The organism is Peribacillus sp. GL_122 (assembly GCF_057835005.1).
The window spans coordinates 5,756,623-5,772,442 of sequence record NZ_CM174415.1; the positions used below are offsets into that span (position 1 = coordinate 5,756,623).

The 15,820-nt window shown below is 40.3% G+C and carries 17 protein-coding genes; 1 reads left to right on the forward strand and 16 read right to left on the reverse strand.

Features of this window, described 5'->3' with window-relative positions; translation table 11 throughout:
- Positions 1 to 6: 6 nt before the first annotated feature.
- The 5 genes from ssb to AC3ISB_RS28100 all read right to left on the reverse strand — a co-directional run bounded on the left by ssb (position 7) and on the right by AC3ISB_RS28100 (position 3,400).
- Positions 7 to 534 (reverse strand): single-stranded DNA-binding protein, encoded by a 528-nt coding sequence (ssb, locus tag AC3ISB_RS28080; protein WP_076368498.1) that lies wholly within the window; start codon positions 532 to 534, stop codon positions 7 to 9.
- Positions 535 to 602: 68 nt separating this feature from the next.
- Positions 603 to 887, reverse strand: a complete 285-nt coding sequence (gene rpsF, locus AC3ISB_RS28085) for a 30S ribosomal protein S6 (protein WP_034316153.1) — start codon at positions 885 to 887, stop codon at positions 603 to 605.
- A gap of 191 nt (positions 888 to 1,078) precedes the next feature.
- Positions 1,079 to 2,179: a redox-regulated ATPase YchF gene (gene ychF, locus AC3ISB_RS28090; protein ID WP_141992405.1), complete on the reverse strand. Its 1,101-nt coding sequence runs from the start codon at positions 2,177 to 2,179 to the stop codon at positions 1,079 to 1,081.
- Between the two features lie 166 nt (positions 2,180 to 2,345).
- On the reverse strand, positions 2,346 to 2,543 hold the full coding sequence (locus AC3ISB_RS28095) for a DUF951 domain-containing protein (RefSeq protein ID WP_034316158.1): 198 nt from the start codon (positions 2,541 to 2,543) through the stop codon (positions 2,346 to 2,348).
- Positions 2,544 to 2,563: 20 nt separating this feature from the next.
- Positions 2,564 to 3,400, reverse strand: coding sequence for a mechanosensitive ion channel family protein (locus AC3ISB_RS28100; protein ID WP_480340092.1), 837 nt, complete (start codon positions 3,398 to 3,400; stop codon positions 2,564 to 2,566).
- Between the two features lie 391 nt (positions 3,401 to 3,791).
- Here AC3ISB_RS28100 and yyaC point away from each other — a divergent pair, with 391 nt between their 5' ends.
- Positions 3,792 to 4,427: a spore protease YyaC gene (gene yyaC / locus AC3ISB_RS28105; RefSeq protein WP_076368503.1), complete on the forward strand. Its 636-nt coding sequence runs from the start codon at positions 3,792 to 3,794 to the stop codon at positions 4,425 to 4,427.
- 55 nt (positions 4,428 to 4,482) lie between these two features.
- Here the strand turns inward: yyaC and AC3ISB_RS28110 are convergent, their stop codons facing one another.
- The 11 genes from AC3ISB_RS28110 to rpmH form a co-directional block, all read right to left on the reverse strand.
- Positions 4,483 to 5,184, reverse strand: a complete 702-nt coding sequence (locus tag AC3ISB_RS28110; protein WP_076368504.1) for a DUF554 domain-containing protein — start codon at positions 5,182 to 5,184, stop codon at positions 4,483 to 4,485.
- A gap of 52 nt (positions 5,185 to 5,236) precedes the next feature.
- Positions 5,237 to 6,097 carry a ParB/RepB/Spo0J family partition protein gene (locus AC3ISB_RS28115; RefSeq protein WP_480340091.1) on the reverse strand — a complete coding sequence of 287 codons (861 nt, stop codon included), beginning with the start codon at positions 6,095 to 6,097 and terminating at the stop codon, positions 5,237 to 5,239.
- Positions 6,090 to 6,851, reverse strand: coding sequence for a ParA family protein (locus AC3ISB_RS28120; protein ID WP_076368556.1), 762 nt, complete (start codon positions 6,849 to 6,851; stop codon positions 6,090 to 6,092). The genes AC3ISB_RS28115 and AC3ISB_RS28120 overlap by 8 nt, the downstream gene beginning before the upstream one ends.
- Before the next feature lie 260 nt (positions 6,852 to 7,111).
- On the reverse strand, positions 7,112 to 7,972 hold the full coding sequence (gene noc / locus AC3ISB_RS28125) for a nucleoid occlusion protein (protein ID WP_377410216.1): 861 nt from the start codon (positions 7,970 to 7,972) through the stop codon (positions 7,112 to 7,114).
- Positions 7,973 to 8,350: 378 nt separating this feature from the next.
- Entirely contained in the window at positions 8,351 to 9,067 is a 717-nt protein-coding gene (rsmG, locus tag AC3ISB_RS28130; RefSeq protein ID WP_141992407.1) for a 16S rRNA (guanine(527)-N(7))-methyltransferase RsmG, read from the reverse strand.
- A 29-nt stretch (positions 9,068 to 9,096) separates the two neighbouring features.
- Positions 9,097 to 10,983: a tRNA uridine-5-carboxymethylaminomethyl(34) synthesis enzyme MnmG gene (gene mnmG / locus AC3ISB_RS28135; RefSeq protein WP_098370325.1), complete on the reverse strand. Its 1,887-nt coding sequence runs from the start codon at positions 10,981 to 10,983 to the stop codon at positions 9,097 to 9,099.
- 21 nt (positions 10,984 to 11,004) lie between these two features.
- Positions 11,005 to 12,390, reverse strand: coding sequence for a tRNA uridine-5-carboxymethylaminomethyl(34) synthesis GTPase MnmE (gene mnmE, locus AC3ISB_RS28140; RefSeq protein WP_098370326.1), 1,386 nt, complete (start codon positions 12,388 to 12,390; stop codon positions 11,005 to 11,007).
- Positions 12,391 to 12,734: 344 nt separating this feature from the next.
- Complete coding sequence (gene jag, locus AC3ISB_RS28145) at positions 12,735 to 13,355, reverse strand: RNA-binding cell elongation regulator Jag/EloR (RefSeq protein WP_098370327.1); 621 nt, start codon at positions 13,353 to 13,355, stop codon at positions 12,735 to 12,737.
- Complete coding sequence (gene spoIIIJ / locus AC3ISB_RS28150; protein ID WP_098370328.1) at positions 13,352 to 14,140, reverse strand: YidC family membrane integrase SpoIIIJ; 789 nt, start codon at positions 14,138 to 14,140, stop codon at positions 13,352 to 13,354. The genes jag and spoIIIJ overlap by 4 nt, the downstream gene beginning before the upstream one ends.
- A 175-nt stretch (positions 14,141 to 14,315) precedes the next feature.
- Positions 14,316 to 14,672 (reverse strand): ribonuclease P protein component, encoded by a 357-nt coding sequence (gene rnpA, locus AC3ISB_RS28155; protein WP_076368512.1) that lies wholly within the window; start codon positions 14,670 to 14,672, stop codon positions 14,316 to 14,318.
- A gap of 80 nt (positions 14,673 to 14,752) precedes the next feature.
- A complete protein-coding gene (gene rpmH / locus AC3ISB_RS28160; protein ID WP_034316183.1) occupies positions 14,753 to 14,887 on the reverse strand; it encodes a 50S ribosomal protein L34 in 135 nt (44 codons plus the stop codon).
- Between the last annotated feature and the right edge of the window lie 933 nt (positions 14,888 to 15,820).

The window sequence follows — 15,820 nt, forward strand, 5'->3', positions numbered from 1 at the left end:
GGCTGTTTAAAACGGAAGATCGTCATCTGAAATGTCGATTGTCTTACCGTCATTTGCAAACGGATCATCATCTACACGAGTGTAGTTGTTATTGCTCCGTTGATTCTGATTAGGATTTTGTCCATACGAATTGTTGTCATTTCCGTTATTATTGCCATAACTTCTTTGACCTCCACCGTAAGAACCGCCTTCATTTCTTTCACCCGCTGAACTGCTTCGTGGTTCAAGGAATTGAACACTCTCAGCCAGAATCTCCGTCACATATACGCGTTTGCCGTCTTGTCCTTCATAATTACGTGTTTGGACACGTCCATCCACGCCAGCTAAACTGCCCTTTTTCAAGAAGTTAGCTACATTTTCTGCCGGTTTACGCCAAACTACACAGTTAATGAAATCCGCTTCACGTTCACCCTGCTGATTCGTAAAACCACGGTTCACAGCTAAAGTAAAGGTAGCTACGGGAACTCCATTAGGTGTATATCGTAATTCAGGATCTTTAGTTAAGCGTCCTACCAAAACTACGCGATTCATCATCAGAATCAACCCCTAGGTTTCAATCTTGTTTCTATGAAACAAGATTAGAATTTATATTAAATATCGAATTATACTTCTTCTCTAGTAGCCATGTGGCGAATAATGTCTTCACTGATTTTAGCAAGACGATCGAATTCTTGAATCGCAGCACTTTCAGCGTTAACTTTAAGAAGCATGTAGTAACCATCACGGAAATCATTGATTTCGTATGCAAGACGGCGTTTACCCCATTCTTTTGCTTCTACTTCCGCACCATTATCAGAAAGGATTGTGTTGAAACGTTCAACTAAAGCTTTTTTAGCTTCTTCCTCAATGTTTGGACGGATGATATACATAATTTCGTATTTTCTCATCACTGTCACCTCCTTTTGGTCTAAGCGGCCCAATTGGGCAAGGAGCAATTATTTATAATTACTCACAAGATAAAATTATAGCATAGTTAAAGAGGCTTTGCAACGAACTGATCGACTTATTACAATTAATTGTAATCTAATGATTTAAGTCTCAAAAAAGACCCCACATGGAATGGTAGGGTCTTTGAATCTTAAACGTTAAAACGGAAATGGATAACATCGCCATCGTTAACGATGTATTCTTTTCCTTCCAAACGGACTTTACCCGCTTCTTTTGCAGCACCATGGCTGCCCGCTTCAAGTAAATCGGTATAAGAAACCGTTTCGGCACGAATGAAACCGCGTTCGAAATCCGTGTGAATGACGCCGGCACATTGAGGGGCTTTCATTCCTTTGCGGAATGTCCAAGCACGCACTTCCTGTACACCAGCTGTAAAGTATGTTGCCAATCCAAGCAGATTATAAGAAGCACGGATCAACTGATCAAGACCTGACTCCTCGATTCCAAGTTCAGATAGGAACATTTCCTTTTCTTCACCTTCAAGCTCTGCAATTTCTTCTTCGATTTTGGCACAAATCACGATTACTTCGGCATTTTCATTAGCAGCATATTCACGAACTTGCTGTACATATTCATTATCATCAGCATTCGCCACTTCATCTTCGCTCACGTTCGCCACGTAAAGCGTCGGCTTCGCTGTAAGTAAATGCATGCCCTTCACGATTTTTTGCTGCTCTTCAGTAAACTCGACGGAACGTGCAGGCTTTTCATCTTCCAATGCTTCTTTTAAAGCCACAAGGATTTCATGTTCTGCCACAGCGGCTTTATCTTTTTGCTTGGCCATTTTTCCGACACGGTCGATGCGTTTGGCAACAGATTCCAAATCGGCAAGGATCAATTCAAGGTTGATGACTTCGATATCATCGATTGGATTCACTTTTCCGGAAACATGGGTGATGTTATCGTCTGCAAAACAACGGACGACTTGACAAATTGCATCCACTTGACGGATATGGGAAAGGAATTTATTACCCAATCCTTCTCCTTTACTTGCTCCTTTTACAATCCCGGCGATATCCGTGAACTCAAATGCTGTCGGAACCGTCTTTTTCGGTTTTACCAATTCAGTCAATTTTTGCAGACGGTGATCTGGCACTTCCACAATCCCGACATTGGGGTCGATCGTACAGAAAGGATAGTTGGCAGATTCCGCACCTGCCTGAGTAATTGCATTAAATAAAGTGGATTTACCTACGTTAGGCAAACCGACTATACCAGCTGTTAAAGCCATTTATATTTCACTCCTTCAAGATGATTCGTACATATGGGAAAAGAACTGATCTTCTATAAAGACCATCCAATTACCTAAACCTTTCCCAATTATAGATTTCGCTTCCTAAAAAGACAAGTAAATCATTGAGATGACAGGACTACTTTCACTCAAAAAAAAAGCATGATCATTCCTCATGCTTTTGCAGAACTTTTTTCATTTTCTTCGCGAATTCACGTCGGGGCAGCATCACGCTATGACCGCACCCTTCACATTTTATCCGGATATCCATACCGAGCCGTATAATTCTCCACTTATTCACTCCACAGGGATGTGGTTTCTTCATTTCCACAATATCCTTAAGTGCAAATTCCTTTTCTTCCATAACCATGAGCCCCCTAATTCCTATGACTCGCTGCCATTGTACGTAGATTTAATCCCACTTGAATCAAGCGCAGCACTCATTTCATTTCTTAATATCCTACTGATTTCAATGTGATGCATCGGCTTTGTTTCCGCTTTAATCCGAAAGACGATTTCTTCAGGACTAATTTTTTCAATTCCCAAAAATTCAGGTGTTTTGATCAATGCATCGTATTTGCCTTCCATACTGTTTAAAAGATCAATCAGCACCTTCTCAGCACGCTCGACCGATCCATCGTTAGGTATGGTCACATCAACAACAGCCATACTATTTAAAATGGAATAATTCGTGACCTGGATGATGCTGCCGTTGGGTATGAAGTGCAATTCACCTGCACCGCTTTTAATTTTCGTTGTACGAAGCCCGATCTCAATGACTTCCCCTTCAAAATTATTGATTTTAATATAATCCCCAACCGAGAAATGATCTTCAAAAATAACGAAAAATCCTGTAATTATATCCTTGACCAAACTTTGAGCACCAAAACCAACTGCCAAACCGAGAACACCGGCACCAGCGAGTAATGGCATTACTTCGATTCCGAAAATTTCCAGAATCATTATCAAGGCAATGAAATTGATGACATAGGTAATGATATTTTCAAGCAATTTAATGAGTGTCGCTTCCCTGCGCTCCGATACCCGAATGGGACTCCTTAAACGTGCTTTGAAAAATTTATTCAGAATAGTCTTTCCTATTCTAATAATAATACGCGATAACAACAGAACAAGGAAGATTTTAATAATCCCCTCGCCCAACAGCAGCCATATCTTTTCATCCAATATCTCTTTTGTAACGTTATCATAAATGCGATCCATATTTTCCTCCTGCCTAATGCAATTAACTGCAAATCTTTTATATCGTCTATATGATTTTTTCCCATATAGACGTATTCCTCTACCCTTCATGCATTGAGATAACCATGAAGTAGAGCGATTTTCTCTATTTTATCAATAAATAATGGTTTCTGTACAAAAAAATTATGGGTATATAGGTAAAAGAATTAGAAGTTTTTTCCCAAATATTAAAGTAATTATTTACTAGAAAGTATAAATGAAAGCAATTGGTAGAGGATAACGTCGATTCATATCCCCTTCACCTGTTTGCATGTTCTACAAAAAATTCCCTCATCCATGATGTTAAATACCGTATATTTTCCCCTTTTTATCCGTATACTGTAATACCAAATAAAGTAAAGGAGTTGAGCCAATGAATCTGAATTCTAGTCTATTTAATAATAATAAAAATAGATTGAGTCGCATCCTGCATGAAGATACGGATGCATCCAAGCAAATTTCCCAGGAATTAATCAACCTCCTACCAACCGGAAAGCTCCAACCAATCGTCATCGTCTGCATAGGCACGGACCGTTCCACAGGCGATTCACTCGGACCACTTGTCGGCACTCTGCTTAGTGAAAAAGCTGAAAACGGTTCTTCTTCATTCCATGTTTATGGTACTCTGGATGACCCTATACATGCGATGAATTTACAGGAAAAATTAAATGAAATCAAAAAGATGCATGCCAATCCCTTTATAGTTGGAATCGATGCTTGCTTAGGGAAAATGAAAAGTGTCGGCATCGTTCAAATCGGCCAGGGACCAGTGAAACCAGGAGCTGGGGTCAATAAAGATCTTCCTTCCGTCGGAAATGCCCATATTACAGGAATCGTGAATGTAAGTGGATTCATGGAGTTCATGGTCTTGCAGAACACACGTCTTAATCTTGTGCTAAAAATGGCCAAAACCATTGCCGAGGGGATTTATGAAGCACAAAATCATTATCCAATAAAACCTTCCATCACTCCTTTCACATGGTCATTCAAGCAAGAAAAAACCCTATGATCGGTTTTTTCTTATCATAAAAAAGAAGGAAGGGGATGGCCCCTTCCTTCTTTTTTTATACATAATACATGAAAGTAACCAGAATCGCGGTGATCATTATGCCTGGAAGCAGATTTGCCACCCTTATTTTGGTCAGACCGATAATATTCAAACCAATTGCCAAAATCATGACTCCCCCAGTTGCCGTCATTTCCAGTATGAAGGAATCCATTAAAGCAGTTGGGATCATCGTATTGATTTGCCTTGAAAAAATCGCTATGAACCCCTCATAAAGAATGACCGGAAATGCTGAAAAAAGTACACCTATGCCAAGCGTACTGGCGAGGACCAATGCCGTAAATCCATCGATGATCGCTTTTGTTATCAAAACGTCATGATCATTCCGGATACCGCTATCCAGGGCACCGATGATGGCCATCGCCCCAATGCCAAATATGAGCGTAGCCGTTACAAATCCCTGAGATATTGAAATTCCTTCCTTCGCTTTCATCCTGCGTTCAAGCCAATTGCCTAAAGAATTCAGCCTGGCCTCAAGATTCATCCATTCACCGAGGACAGCCCCTCCGACAATACTTAAAATGACAACAAGGAAATTATCACTTTTAAAGCCCATCTGCAAACCTAGGACCATGACGGCCAAACCGATACCGCTCATGACCGTTTCTTTTATCTTTTCAGGTATATGTTGCAAAAACCTTCCTAAAATCGAACCGATTAAAATGCAGGCACCATTCACCAAAGCCCCTAATAATACCATCTCATCCACCTAATTTTCTGCATATGTCGTCACGATCTTTTCATAAGGTGATCTAAGAGGATAGGTTCTCTTGATCGATCAAGTTCAAAATTCTCTCTAAATCTTCTTTTGAAAAGAATTCTATTTCTATTTTTCCTTTTTTCTTGCTTTGTTTTATCGTTACGCTCGTTCCTAGTCTTTCACGCAGACTTGTCTCCCGTTGCTTTATGAAGATATCTTTTTTTTCTTGTTTCTTATGTTTAGTTTCACGTGAAACGGTATCATTCAATTGATGTATATATTGCTCTAGCTGTCTGACATTCATTCCTTCTTTGAGGATTTTATCCGCCACTGGCTTAAGCATCTCTTTTTTCTTTAAACCTAGCAATGCCCGGCCATGCCCCATGGAAATTTCCCCGTCGGAGATATATCTCCTAATCCCTTCAGGCAAAGATAGCAATCTAACATGGTTTGCTATATGGGGACGGCTTTTACCCAGCCGGTTGGCCAACTGCTCCTGGGTGAATTCCAATTTTTCAAGAAGCGTTTGATAAGCGACAGCCTCCTCGATCGGATTCAAATCTTCCCGTTGCAGGTTTTCCAAAATCGCCAGTTCCATCATCTGCTGTTCGCTCAATTTCCTCACAACGACCGGAACTGTCTTTAAACCAGCTTCCTTGGCAGCACGATAACGCCTTTCCCCAGCCACGATTTCATATCCCTTAATGCTTTCCCGGGCAATAATCGGCTGTAATATCCCATGTTCCATGATGGATTTCTTTAATTCCTCTATAGCTTCAAGCCGAAAGCTCTTTCGGGGCTGATAAGGATTTGGCCTTAATTCCCTTAATTTGATTTCTCGCACGATTTCATCTTTACTGATCTCCCCACTGTTGAAAAGTGCGTTAAGTCCTTTGCCAAGTCCTTTAGCCATTTGATACCACTTCCTTTGCCAGTTCTAGATAGACCTCCGCCCCTCGAGACTTTGGATCATATATAATTATCGGTTCTCCATGGCTCGGTGCTTCACTCAAACGGACATTGCGGGGAATGATGGTTTGATAGACTTTATCCTGAAAGTATTTTTTGACTTCTTCTATGACCTGGAGACCTAGATTCGTTCTTGCATCCAACATCGTCAATAGCACACCCTCGATTTTCAAATCATGGTTCAAATGCTTTTGGACGAGGCGGACCGTATTCAATAGTTGACTCAAACCCTCCAATGCATAATATTCACATTGTACCGGAATCAAAACTGCATCGGCGGCCGTTAAGGCATTAAGCGTAAGCAAACCCAATGATGGAGGGCAGTCAATCACAATGTAATCATATTGGCCCTGCACCTCTTCTAACGCCCTTTTTAATCGGACTTCCCTTGAGATGGTTGGAACAAGTTCAATTTCTGCACCTGCTAGTTGAATTGTCGCAGGTATGGCATATAGGTTTTCTACCTTTGTTTCCATGATGACGGTACTGGCCTCGACATCATCAACCAATACATCATAAATACATTGTTCCACATCGGCTTTGTCAATGCCTGCACCGCTTGTCGCATTTCCCTGCGGGTCAATATCGACCATTAAGACTTTCTGTCCTATGTATGCAAGACAAGCACTTAGACTGACAGAAGTTGTCGTTTTTCCAACACCGCCCTTTTGATTGGCAATGGCGAGAATCTTACCCACGAATTCACCCGCTTTCAACTATCTTCATCACGCTTATATCTATTGATTTTTACCGTAAATCCATTTATTTCTTTCTATTTTATCATGAATGTTACTGGAAGAAATCGTTTTCTGAAATTCCTCTTAAAATTTGAAATATATCTAAAAGCATTAAAAATCCGGGAAAAGTTGAATGTTTTTCAAGGTGGAAATACCAGTTTTAGCGCGAAAATAAAAAAAGCTTGGTAATCGGAGACTACCAAGCGGGTAAGGATAGGGACTCAAGTTTTTTTCTTGGGTATTTTAATCGTGAACTGATAATACTCCTCGAATTCTTCTTCCTCTGCATCCAAATTTATTCCATTGTCTGTAACCATATTGAGTGATTGGCGTATGGTATTCACGGCAATCCTCATGTCTTTACTAAACGCTTTTCGCTTAGGTTTCGGCTTCTGCACAGTACCCTTCAAGAGCTTGACGACCTGCTCTTCGGTCTGTTTGACGTTTAACCCTTTTTCGATGATTTCCAAAAGCAGTTTAAGCTGCTTTTCAGGACTCTTCAACGGTATCAACGAGCGGGCATGGCGTTCCGTAATTTGCTTTTGAAGAAGTGCATCCTGAACCTCCTGGGGCAGCTTAAGCAGCCGAAGCTTATTCGCCACGGTAGATTGTCCTATTCCCAGTCTTTGTGCCAAAGCTTCTTGTGTTAAACTATGCAGCTCCAATAGTTTTCCATAAGCCAAAGCTTCTTCAATCGGTGTCAGTTCTTCACGCTGAAGGTTTTCTATCAGCGCAACGGAAGCCGTTTCTGTATCGGTGAAATCTTTGATTATAGCGGGTGCCAATTCCCAGCCAAGCTTTTGCATGGCTCGAAAACGACGCTCACCTGCAATGATTTCATACTTTCCCTGACCATAAGCCCTTACTACAATTGGTTGAATGATCCCATGTGTATGGATCGTTTGAGCCAATTCGGCAATTTTATCGTCATTAAAAACGGTCCTTGGTTGAAATCGATTAGGCACAATATCAGAAATGGAAATTTTTCTTATCTCTTCATTATTATTGCTAGGTGTCTCCATCTCTAGTTGCTCTTCTTCCTTTTCGCCAAACCCAAAGAACCGCGAAAAAGGATGCTTCATCTTCCTACACCACCTTTTAAAACTCCCAAATAACATATTCTCTATTTATAGGACAAGTCCTGCATACATTTCCCGACATGGTTATACATATGGCCCTTCGCTGTAAAAAACATGTCGACTGGCGCCATCAAGGCAATAATGAGGAATGGAGGGCCAGTTATTGTAACTATCGGCCGGCTTGCCCAAAATTATTTCCCTGAATCAGCCAGCACAGGGCACATGTTTTGACATGTACCGAAAATGCCTTCTTGTTGGCAAATGCAGTATTGAGTGAAAATAATAAGGTCATACATTTATAGTAAAAGAAAATAAGGGCAAGTACCAGCCATATATCTGAATCATCTACGCTTACTATGAAAACTTACTCATCGTACAGGGTTATTCAATAGGCTGCTTATTCGGTGTCCCTGGTTTTCTTGGGTATTTTTTAGGAGTCTTCTTCACTTTTTTTACAGTAATGATGTTTCTTTCACTATTTTCCTCTGGCAATGTGAAAGGATGAATTTCTTCAATTTTTCCGCCTAATGTAAAAATGGCCTTCTTCCCTGTGTCCATTTCATCTTGTGCACTAGCCGCTTTCATGGCAATGAACGTCCCATCCAGTTTAACGAGCGGCAAACATAGTTCACTTAAAACGGACATCCTGGCTACTGCCCTTGCCATGACAATATCATAGGATTCGCGATGCTCCTGTTTTTGGGCGAAGGTTTCCGCCCGGTCATGATAGAAGGAAACTCCCTTTAATTGCAAGGAATCCGCAAGGTGATTCAAAAAAGAAATTCGCTTATTCAAGGAATCCACAATCGAGACGTGGATATCAGGGAAACAAATCTTCAATGGAATACTCGGAAATCCAGCTCCAGCCCCAACATCGCAAATTCGATATGATTTGTTAAAGTCAAAATAGAAGGCTGCACTGATTGAATCATAAAAATGCTTAAGATAAACTTCTTCTTTATCAGTGATGGCTGTTAAGTTCATCTTTTCGTTCCATTCCACCAATAATCGATAATAAGTGTCAAACTGATCAAGCTGTTGAGGAGAAAGCTCGATCCCTTTCTCCAGCAGTGCTTGTTGGAACTGTTCAATATTCATGTCTTTTCAATCCTTTTCGGGTATTTCCATTACTGAGATACTCTGGCAATCTTTCCTTGTTCCAAATAAACAAGCAAAATGGAAACATCAGCGGGATTCACACCGGAAATTCTTGAAGCCTGAGCTACTGATAGCGGGTGGACCTGCTTTAATTTTTGACGTGCTTCCGTTGCAAGTCCAGAAATTGCATCATAATCGATATTCTCTGGAATCTTTTTATTCTCCATTTTTTTCAGGCGATCGACTTGCTGCAAGGATTTTTCGATATATCCTTCATACTTGATCTGGATTTCGACCTGTTCCGTCACTTCATCACTCAGTTCGACATCACTTGGCGCCAACTTCTGGATATGGGAATAATCCATTTCAGGCCGTTTCAATAAATCGGAGGCCCGGATTCCATCCTTTAACTCACTGCCGCCACTTGCAGTAATGACTTCTTGTACCTCTTTGGTCGGTTTGATGAAGTTTGATTTCAGTCGTTCCTTTTCCATTTCAACCGCTTCTTTTTTCATAAGGAATCGATTGTAGCGTTCTTCTTTGATCATTCCGATATTGAATCCAATTTCCGTTAAGCGTAAATCGGCATTATCATGACGCAATAATAAACGATATTCTGCACGTGAAGTCAGCAATCGGTATGGTTCATTCGTGCCTTTCGTTACAAGGTCATCAATGAGAACACCAATATAGGCATCCGAACGGCTTAATATCAGTTCTTCTTTACCCATTGCATTCAATCCTGCATTAATACCGGCCATCAATCCTTGTCCTGCTGCTTCCTCGTAGCCGGATGTCCCGTTAATTTGGCCAGCAGTATAAAGATTTTTGATTTTCTTCGTTTCAAGTGTAGGCCATAGCTGTGTAGGAACGATAGCATCATATTCAATTGCATATCCAGCGCGCATCATTTCCGCCTTTTCAAGTCCTGGAATTGTTTGCAGGATTTTCACTTGCACATCTTCAGGCAGACTTGTAGATAAACCTTGCACATAAACTTCCTTTGTATTGCGACCTTCAGGCTCCAGGAATATTTGATGCCTTGGTTTATCATTAAAACGGACGACTTTATCTTCAATCGATGGACAATAACGCGGCCCAGTTCCTTTAATCATTCCCGAATACATTGGTGAACGGTGTAGATTCTCATCAATGAGCTGGTGTGTCCCCTCATTCGTGTACGTTAACCAGCATGGCAATTGATCCGTTATAAACTTTGTCGTTTCATAAGAAAATGCACGCGGCATTTCATCGCCAGGCTGAATTTCCGTCTTGCTGTAATCTATGGAAGAGCTATTCACGCGTGGCGGCGTTCCTGTTTTAAAACGGACCAAATCAAATCCTAACTGCTCTAAATGTTCAGAAAGCCTGATGGAAGGCTGCTGATTATTAGGGCCGCTTGAATATTTCAGTTCTCCTAAAATGATTTCACCGCGTAAATATGTTCCAGTCGTGATTACGACAGTCTTCGCACGGTACACCGCGCCTGTTTTAGTGATGACACCCGTGCATACGTTGTTTTCAACAATTAATTCCTCTACCATTCCTTGAATCAATGTTAGATTTTCTTGGTCTTCTATCGTCTTTTTCATTTCTTGTTGATAGAGAAATTTATCTGCCTGCGCCCGCAATGCACGAACAGCCGGACCTTTAGCCGTATTGAGCATCCTCATTTGAATATGGGTCTTGTCGATATTTTTTCCCATTTCTCCGCCTAAAGCGTCAATTTCCCTAACGACTATCCCTTTTGCCGGCCCACCAACGGAGGGATTGCATGGCATGAAGGCGACCATATCCAAGTTAATGGTGATCATCAACGTTTTAGCTCCGACTCTTGCCGCTGCAAGGCCTGCCTCACTTCCAGCATGTCCGGCACCAATAACAATGACATCATAGCTACCTGCTTCGTACTGCATATCCTTTTCCTCCTTTTACGCTTATTTTCCTAAACAAAATTGAGAGAACAATTGGTTGATCAAATTATCTTGAACGCTTTCGCCAATGATTTCTCCAAGTAGCTCCCATGCTTTCGTGAAATCGATTTGAACCAAATCAACCGGTGTACCCATTTCAATAGCATCGATTGCATCTTCAATTGACTGTAATGCCTGTCCCAGCAAAGCTATATGCCTGGCATTGGAAACATAGGTCAGGTCTCCCGTTTCTAAAGAACCCTCGAAAAATAAAGAAGCGATAGCTTCCTCCAATTCATCGACCCCTCGATCCTCCAGTAATGAAGTCGTAACAACTTTATGGGATGCCGCCTTTTCCTTGACCTTGGCCATATCGATTTTTTGTGGAAGGTCGGTTTTATTGATGATAACGATGACATCCATACCCTCAACCGCTTGAAATAGTTTCTCATCTTCAGTAGTGAAATCATCTGAATAATTCAATACAAGCAATATTAAATCAGCCTCTTTTAATACTGCACGGGACCGTTCAACTCCAATTCGTTCGACGATATCCTCCGTTTCGCGAATTCCTGCCGTATCGACAAGTTTAAGCGGTACACCGCGAACATTGACATATTCTTCGATTACGTCACGTGTTGTACCTGGAATATCAGTGACGATCGCTTTATTTTCATGAACTAAGCTGTTAAGCAAAGAAGATTTTCCGACATTAGGGCGCCCTATGATAACGGTCGCAAGCCCGTCCCGAAGTATTTTCCCCTGTTGGGCCGTGTGAAGCAGTTTCTCTATTTCATTCTTCACATAACTGCCCTTTTCCAAAAATAAACGATGCGTCATTTCTTCGACATCATCATATTCCGGATAATCTATATTTACCTCGACTTGAGCGAGGGTTTGTAAAATTTCCTGACGCAGGTTTTGGATTAATTTCGAAAGCCGGCCTTCCATTTGACCTAATGCAACATTCATGGCTTTATCCGTTTTAGCCCGGATTAAATCCATAACGGCCTCAGCTTGAGAGAGATCGATCCTGCCATTCAAAAAAGCCCGTTTCGTAAATTCACCAGGTTCCGCTAAACGAGCACCTTGTGAGAGAATAAGCTGCAATACCCGATTGACCGAAACGATTCCACCGTGACAATTTATTTCAACTACATCTTCTCTTGTAAATGTCTTTGGACCCATCATGACCGAAACCATGACTTCCTCTATGATTTCACCTGTTTTAGGCTGGATAAGGTGGCCATAATGAATCGTATGTGATTTCACTTCAAGCAATCCTTTTCCACCTGGTCCTTTAAAGATCCTATCGGCTATTTCTATGGCCTCATCACCGCTGATTCTAACGATGGCGATTGCCCCTTCCCCTAAGGGAGTAGAGATAGCGGTGATTGTATCGAATTCCATGCTTTCACCTCTTATATAATGATGGTTCTATTTTTTTCTGTTAATAAAATCGTCGAATCCCTAAATTACTACAATACCACAGTATATTCATGAAAAAAAGTAGATACTCCTGCTCTCCAAGAGTTATCCACATGCAATTAATCCATATTCTGTAATATTCATTTTAACTTATCCACATGTGAATAACAAATATCGCCCGCTTCCCTTTCTCCCATTCCCTTTACGAATCAAGAGAATATAAAAAGAATTTTGTCAGTTATTGTTGAATTAATACTTAAAAAAAACATTAAACACACAACGATTTCATGGCCTAAAAAAAGAACCCCTGCTTAAAAGCAGAAGGTTCATTTAAGTGGAGTAATGACCAAGTGGCGATATGGCTCAGTCCCACTTGAAGTTGTTTTTATTTTTGGATAATCCAAGAGGGCATTATGGATGACCTTCCGTTCATAGGATGGCATCGGCTCGAGTGAAACAGCTTTACCTGTTTTCATGGCTTTATTTGCCATTCTTTCAGCCAATTGGACTAAAGTGTCATTGCGGCGATTTCGATAATCTTCTGCATCTACAGTAATATTCAAAAACTGCTTCGAATATCGATTTGCAACAAGCTGCGCTAAATACTGAAGTGAATTTAGTGTTTGACCTCTTTTACCAATCAATAATGCAATTTTATCACCTGATAAATGGAATGTTACGTTCTTCCCTTTACGAGTGACATCAATTTGTGCATCGACTCCCATTTCCACGCTGACATTCTTCAAAAACCCAAGTGTCTCTTCAATGGGATCTGCAGGCAATGTCACATGGACAATGGCCTTCCTAGCACCAAATAAACCAAAAAATCCTTTTTTGCCCTCATCTTCTATTTCAATCTCCACGCGATCTTTAGTGCTGTTCAGTTGAGCTAAAGCTAAATTTACTGCTTCTTCGACAGATTGTCCTGTAGCAGTTACCTTTTTCACTTTTTCTTTGCCCCTCCCGCGTTTTCCGCAGCTGCTTTTCTAAGATCCGGACCTTTGATGAAATATGTTTGAACGATACCAAAAAGGTTACCAACTACCCAGTAAAGAGAAAGAGCAGCGGGGAAATTAATAGCAAAAACAACAATCATGATTGGCATGATGTAAAGCATCATCGTCATTTGTGCCGCCATTTGTGGATTGGAGTTCATTCCAGCCATGGACATCTTTTGCTGAATAAAAGTCGTGATACCTGCAACGACCGGTAAAACATAAACAGGATCCGGGGAACCTAAATCAAACCAAAGAAAACTATGTAAAGCAATTTCTTCCGTCCGGCTGATTGCATGGTAAAATCCGATCAAAATCGGCATTTGCACCAATATCGGCAAACATCCCGCCAATGGATTCACATTATATTTTGAAAATAGAGCCATTGTTTCTTGTTGTAGTTTTTGTTGTGTGGCAGCATCTTTTGAGCTGTATTTTGCTTGAAGTTCTTTCATTTCAGGCTGAATGGCCTGCATTGCTTTCGAGCTTTTCACCTGTTTGATCATTAATGGAAGTAATGCTAAGCGAATGATAAGTGTAACACCGATGATTCCCAAACCATAGTTCTCACCAAATGCTTCAGAAAGCCAAATGATCAGGGCTGATAATGGATAGACAATGTATGAATTCCAAAAACCTTCACTCTCTGCAGTAATAGGTTCTTTGATTTCAGTACACCCTGCTAACAACATCATTATCGAGGCTAGTCCAATAATGAGTAATATTCGTTTTTTCAACCGTAATTTCCTCCTAACTGCAATCAATCTTTTTTGAAACAATTGTGAACTGATTATTAGAAGATTTCAAGGAAAAGCAATCCACTTTTTCCACAGTTTACAATCGGAATTTTCTATGTCATTTTTCTCAAGTAACCACATGATCCGAGGAGTGCTTATTCGATATAAGGGGACTTTATTGTTTTTTCTTTTTAAAGTTTAATGATTTAGAACGTTTCAGGACATGGATCAAGCTGCTTTTCACCTGGAAAAAGTCCATCTCCGCCGCTGGTTTTCGAGCAATCACAATATAATCCTTACCCTCTTCTATATCTTCTTTCAATTCCAAAAACGCTTGCCGTATGTATCTTTTGATTTGGTTCCTAACAACGGCGTTCCCGATTTTTTTACTGACTGAAAGGCCGATCCGAAAATAATCCTGACCCGGCTTTTCAAGGACATAGACAACGAATTGCCGATTAGCAGAAGATTCACCTTTTTTAAACACAAGCTGAAATTCGTCCTCTTTCTTAATCCTTAACTTTTTTTTCATTTTTACACCTTCATTACATGAATTGAGTCTCAGTAAATCCCTTATTTTGCGAAAAAAGACCACTGAGACTTTTCAGTGGTCTATGCAGATAATACTTTTCTGCCCTTACGGCGACGTGCAGCGATTACTCTACGTCCGTTTTTCGTGCTCATACGTGCACGGAAACCGTGAACTTTACTATGTTTGCGGTTATTCGGTTGATAAGTTCTTTTCATTATATGACACCTCCCTGAGGAATAACAGTTAAAGACAGTCTTTACAATTATATAGATGGAGGTTTCTACTTGTCAACCTCATCCATAAAAATATTTCATTTTTAATGCTCAATGTCCAGTAGGCCTTTTTTTACTACCTAGCCTATTGTAAATGATTTTGCTCCGAACTGATATAGAAATTTTTGGGGAAAGGGAAATTTCCATCATTTTATCGATGGGCACAAATATGAGATTCGCAATGAATCCTCTCTTGATCGACACAAAATTCGACAAATAATATGAATGAACCTGAATCACTTTCTATCTGTCACATGCACGTCTTCCGGCTTGAACAACTTGGTTCAAGTTAAATTAATTCGAGGCTATAATCACGGTCTGTGGATAAAATTCGACATGTTTTTTTCTATCCACAAACCATTTTATAGACTTTTGCACATAACAATGGCCTGTGGAAAAGTTTTTCCCACAAGCTCGGTAAGTTGTGGATAAAGTTTTCTAACCCATTGCAAGACGCCTGAATTTCTGATATTATATTTGTGTTTTCACTCTGAATAACTTTATCAACAGGGAACGTTTATCCACAGACTGTGTATAACTTGTGGATAGTTTATTCGACCTGTGTATATTAATCTGTCCACAGATGGTGGATATTGTCGAAAACCCTTTTTTCTTCTTTATTATATAATTCTTAAAATACCTGTTGATGAATAAACATTCAAATCTGCACTGGCTTACCAGATGTAGTCTGTACAAAAGTTGTACAGCGCAAGATATAGTTTTTAGGCACTTCACATTACACAACACAAAATTCCTTTATACAGCTCACCGAACCTTTGCTGTCAAAATTAATATAAAGACGGCAATCGATGAGTTTATTTGTGCCTATACATTTAGATACAATCATTAAAAATTTTTTGCAAAGGAGGGATAAGT

Coding starts and splice junctions, on each gene's coding strand:
- rnpA (WP_076368512.1), bottom strand. CDS start 14,672: ATGAAAAAAAAGTTAAGGATTAAGAAAGAGGACGAATTTCAGCTTGTG.
- AC3ISB_RS28115 (WP_480340091.1), bottom strand. CDS start 6,097: ATGGCTAAAGGACTTGGCAAAGGACTTAACGCACTTTTCAACAGTGGG.
- rpmH (WP_034316183.1), bottom strand. CDS start 14,887: ATGAAAAGAACTTATCAACCGAATAACCGCAAACATAGTAAAGTTCAC.
- rsmG (WP_141992407.1), bottom strand. CDS start 9,067: ATGAATATTGAACAGTTCCAACAAGCACTGCTGGAGAAAGGGATCGAG.
- mnmG (WP_098370325.1), bottom strand. CDS start 10,983: ATGCAGTACGAAGCAGGTAGCTATGATGTCATTGTTATTGGTGCCGGA.
- AC3ISB_RS28110 (WP_076368504.1), bottom strand. CDS start 5,184: ATGGTATTATTAGGGGCTTTGGTGAATGGTGCCTGCATTTTAATCGGT.
- AC3ISB_RS28100 (WP_480340092.1), bottom strand. CDS start 3,400: ATGGATCGCATTTATGATAACGTTACAAAAGAGATATTGGATGAAAAG.
- ssb (WP_076368498.1), bottom strand. CDS start 534: ATGATGAATCGCGTAGTTTTGGTAGGACGCTTAACTAAAGATCCTGAA.
- rpsF (WP_034316153.1), bottom strand. CDS start 887: ATGAGAAAATACGAAATTATGTATATCATCCGTCCAAACATTGAGGAA.
- ychF (WP_141992405.1), bottom strand. CDS start 2,179: ATGGCTTTAACAGCTGGTATAGTCGGTTTGCCTAACGTAGGTAAATCC.
- mnmE (WP_098370326.1), bottom strand. CDS start 12,390: ATGGAATTCGATACAATCACCGCTATCTCTACTCCCTTAGGGGAAGGG.
- yyaC (WP_076368503.1), top strand. CDS start 3,792: ATGAATCTGAATTCTAGTCTATTTAATAATAATAAAAATAGATTGAGT.
- AC3ISB_RS28095 (WP_034316158.1), bottom strand. CDS start 2,543: ATGGAAGAAAAGGAATTTGCACTTAAGGATATTGTGGAAATGAAGAAA.
- noc (WP_377410216.1), bottom strand. CDS start 7,972: ATGAAGCATCCTTTTTCGCGGTTCTTTGGGTTTGGCGAAAAGGAAGAA.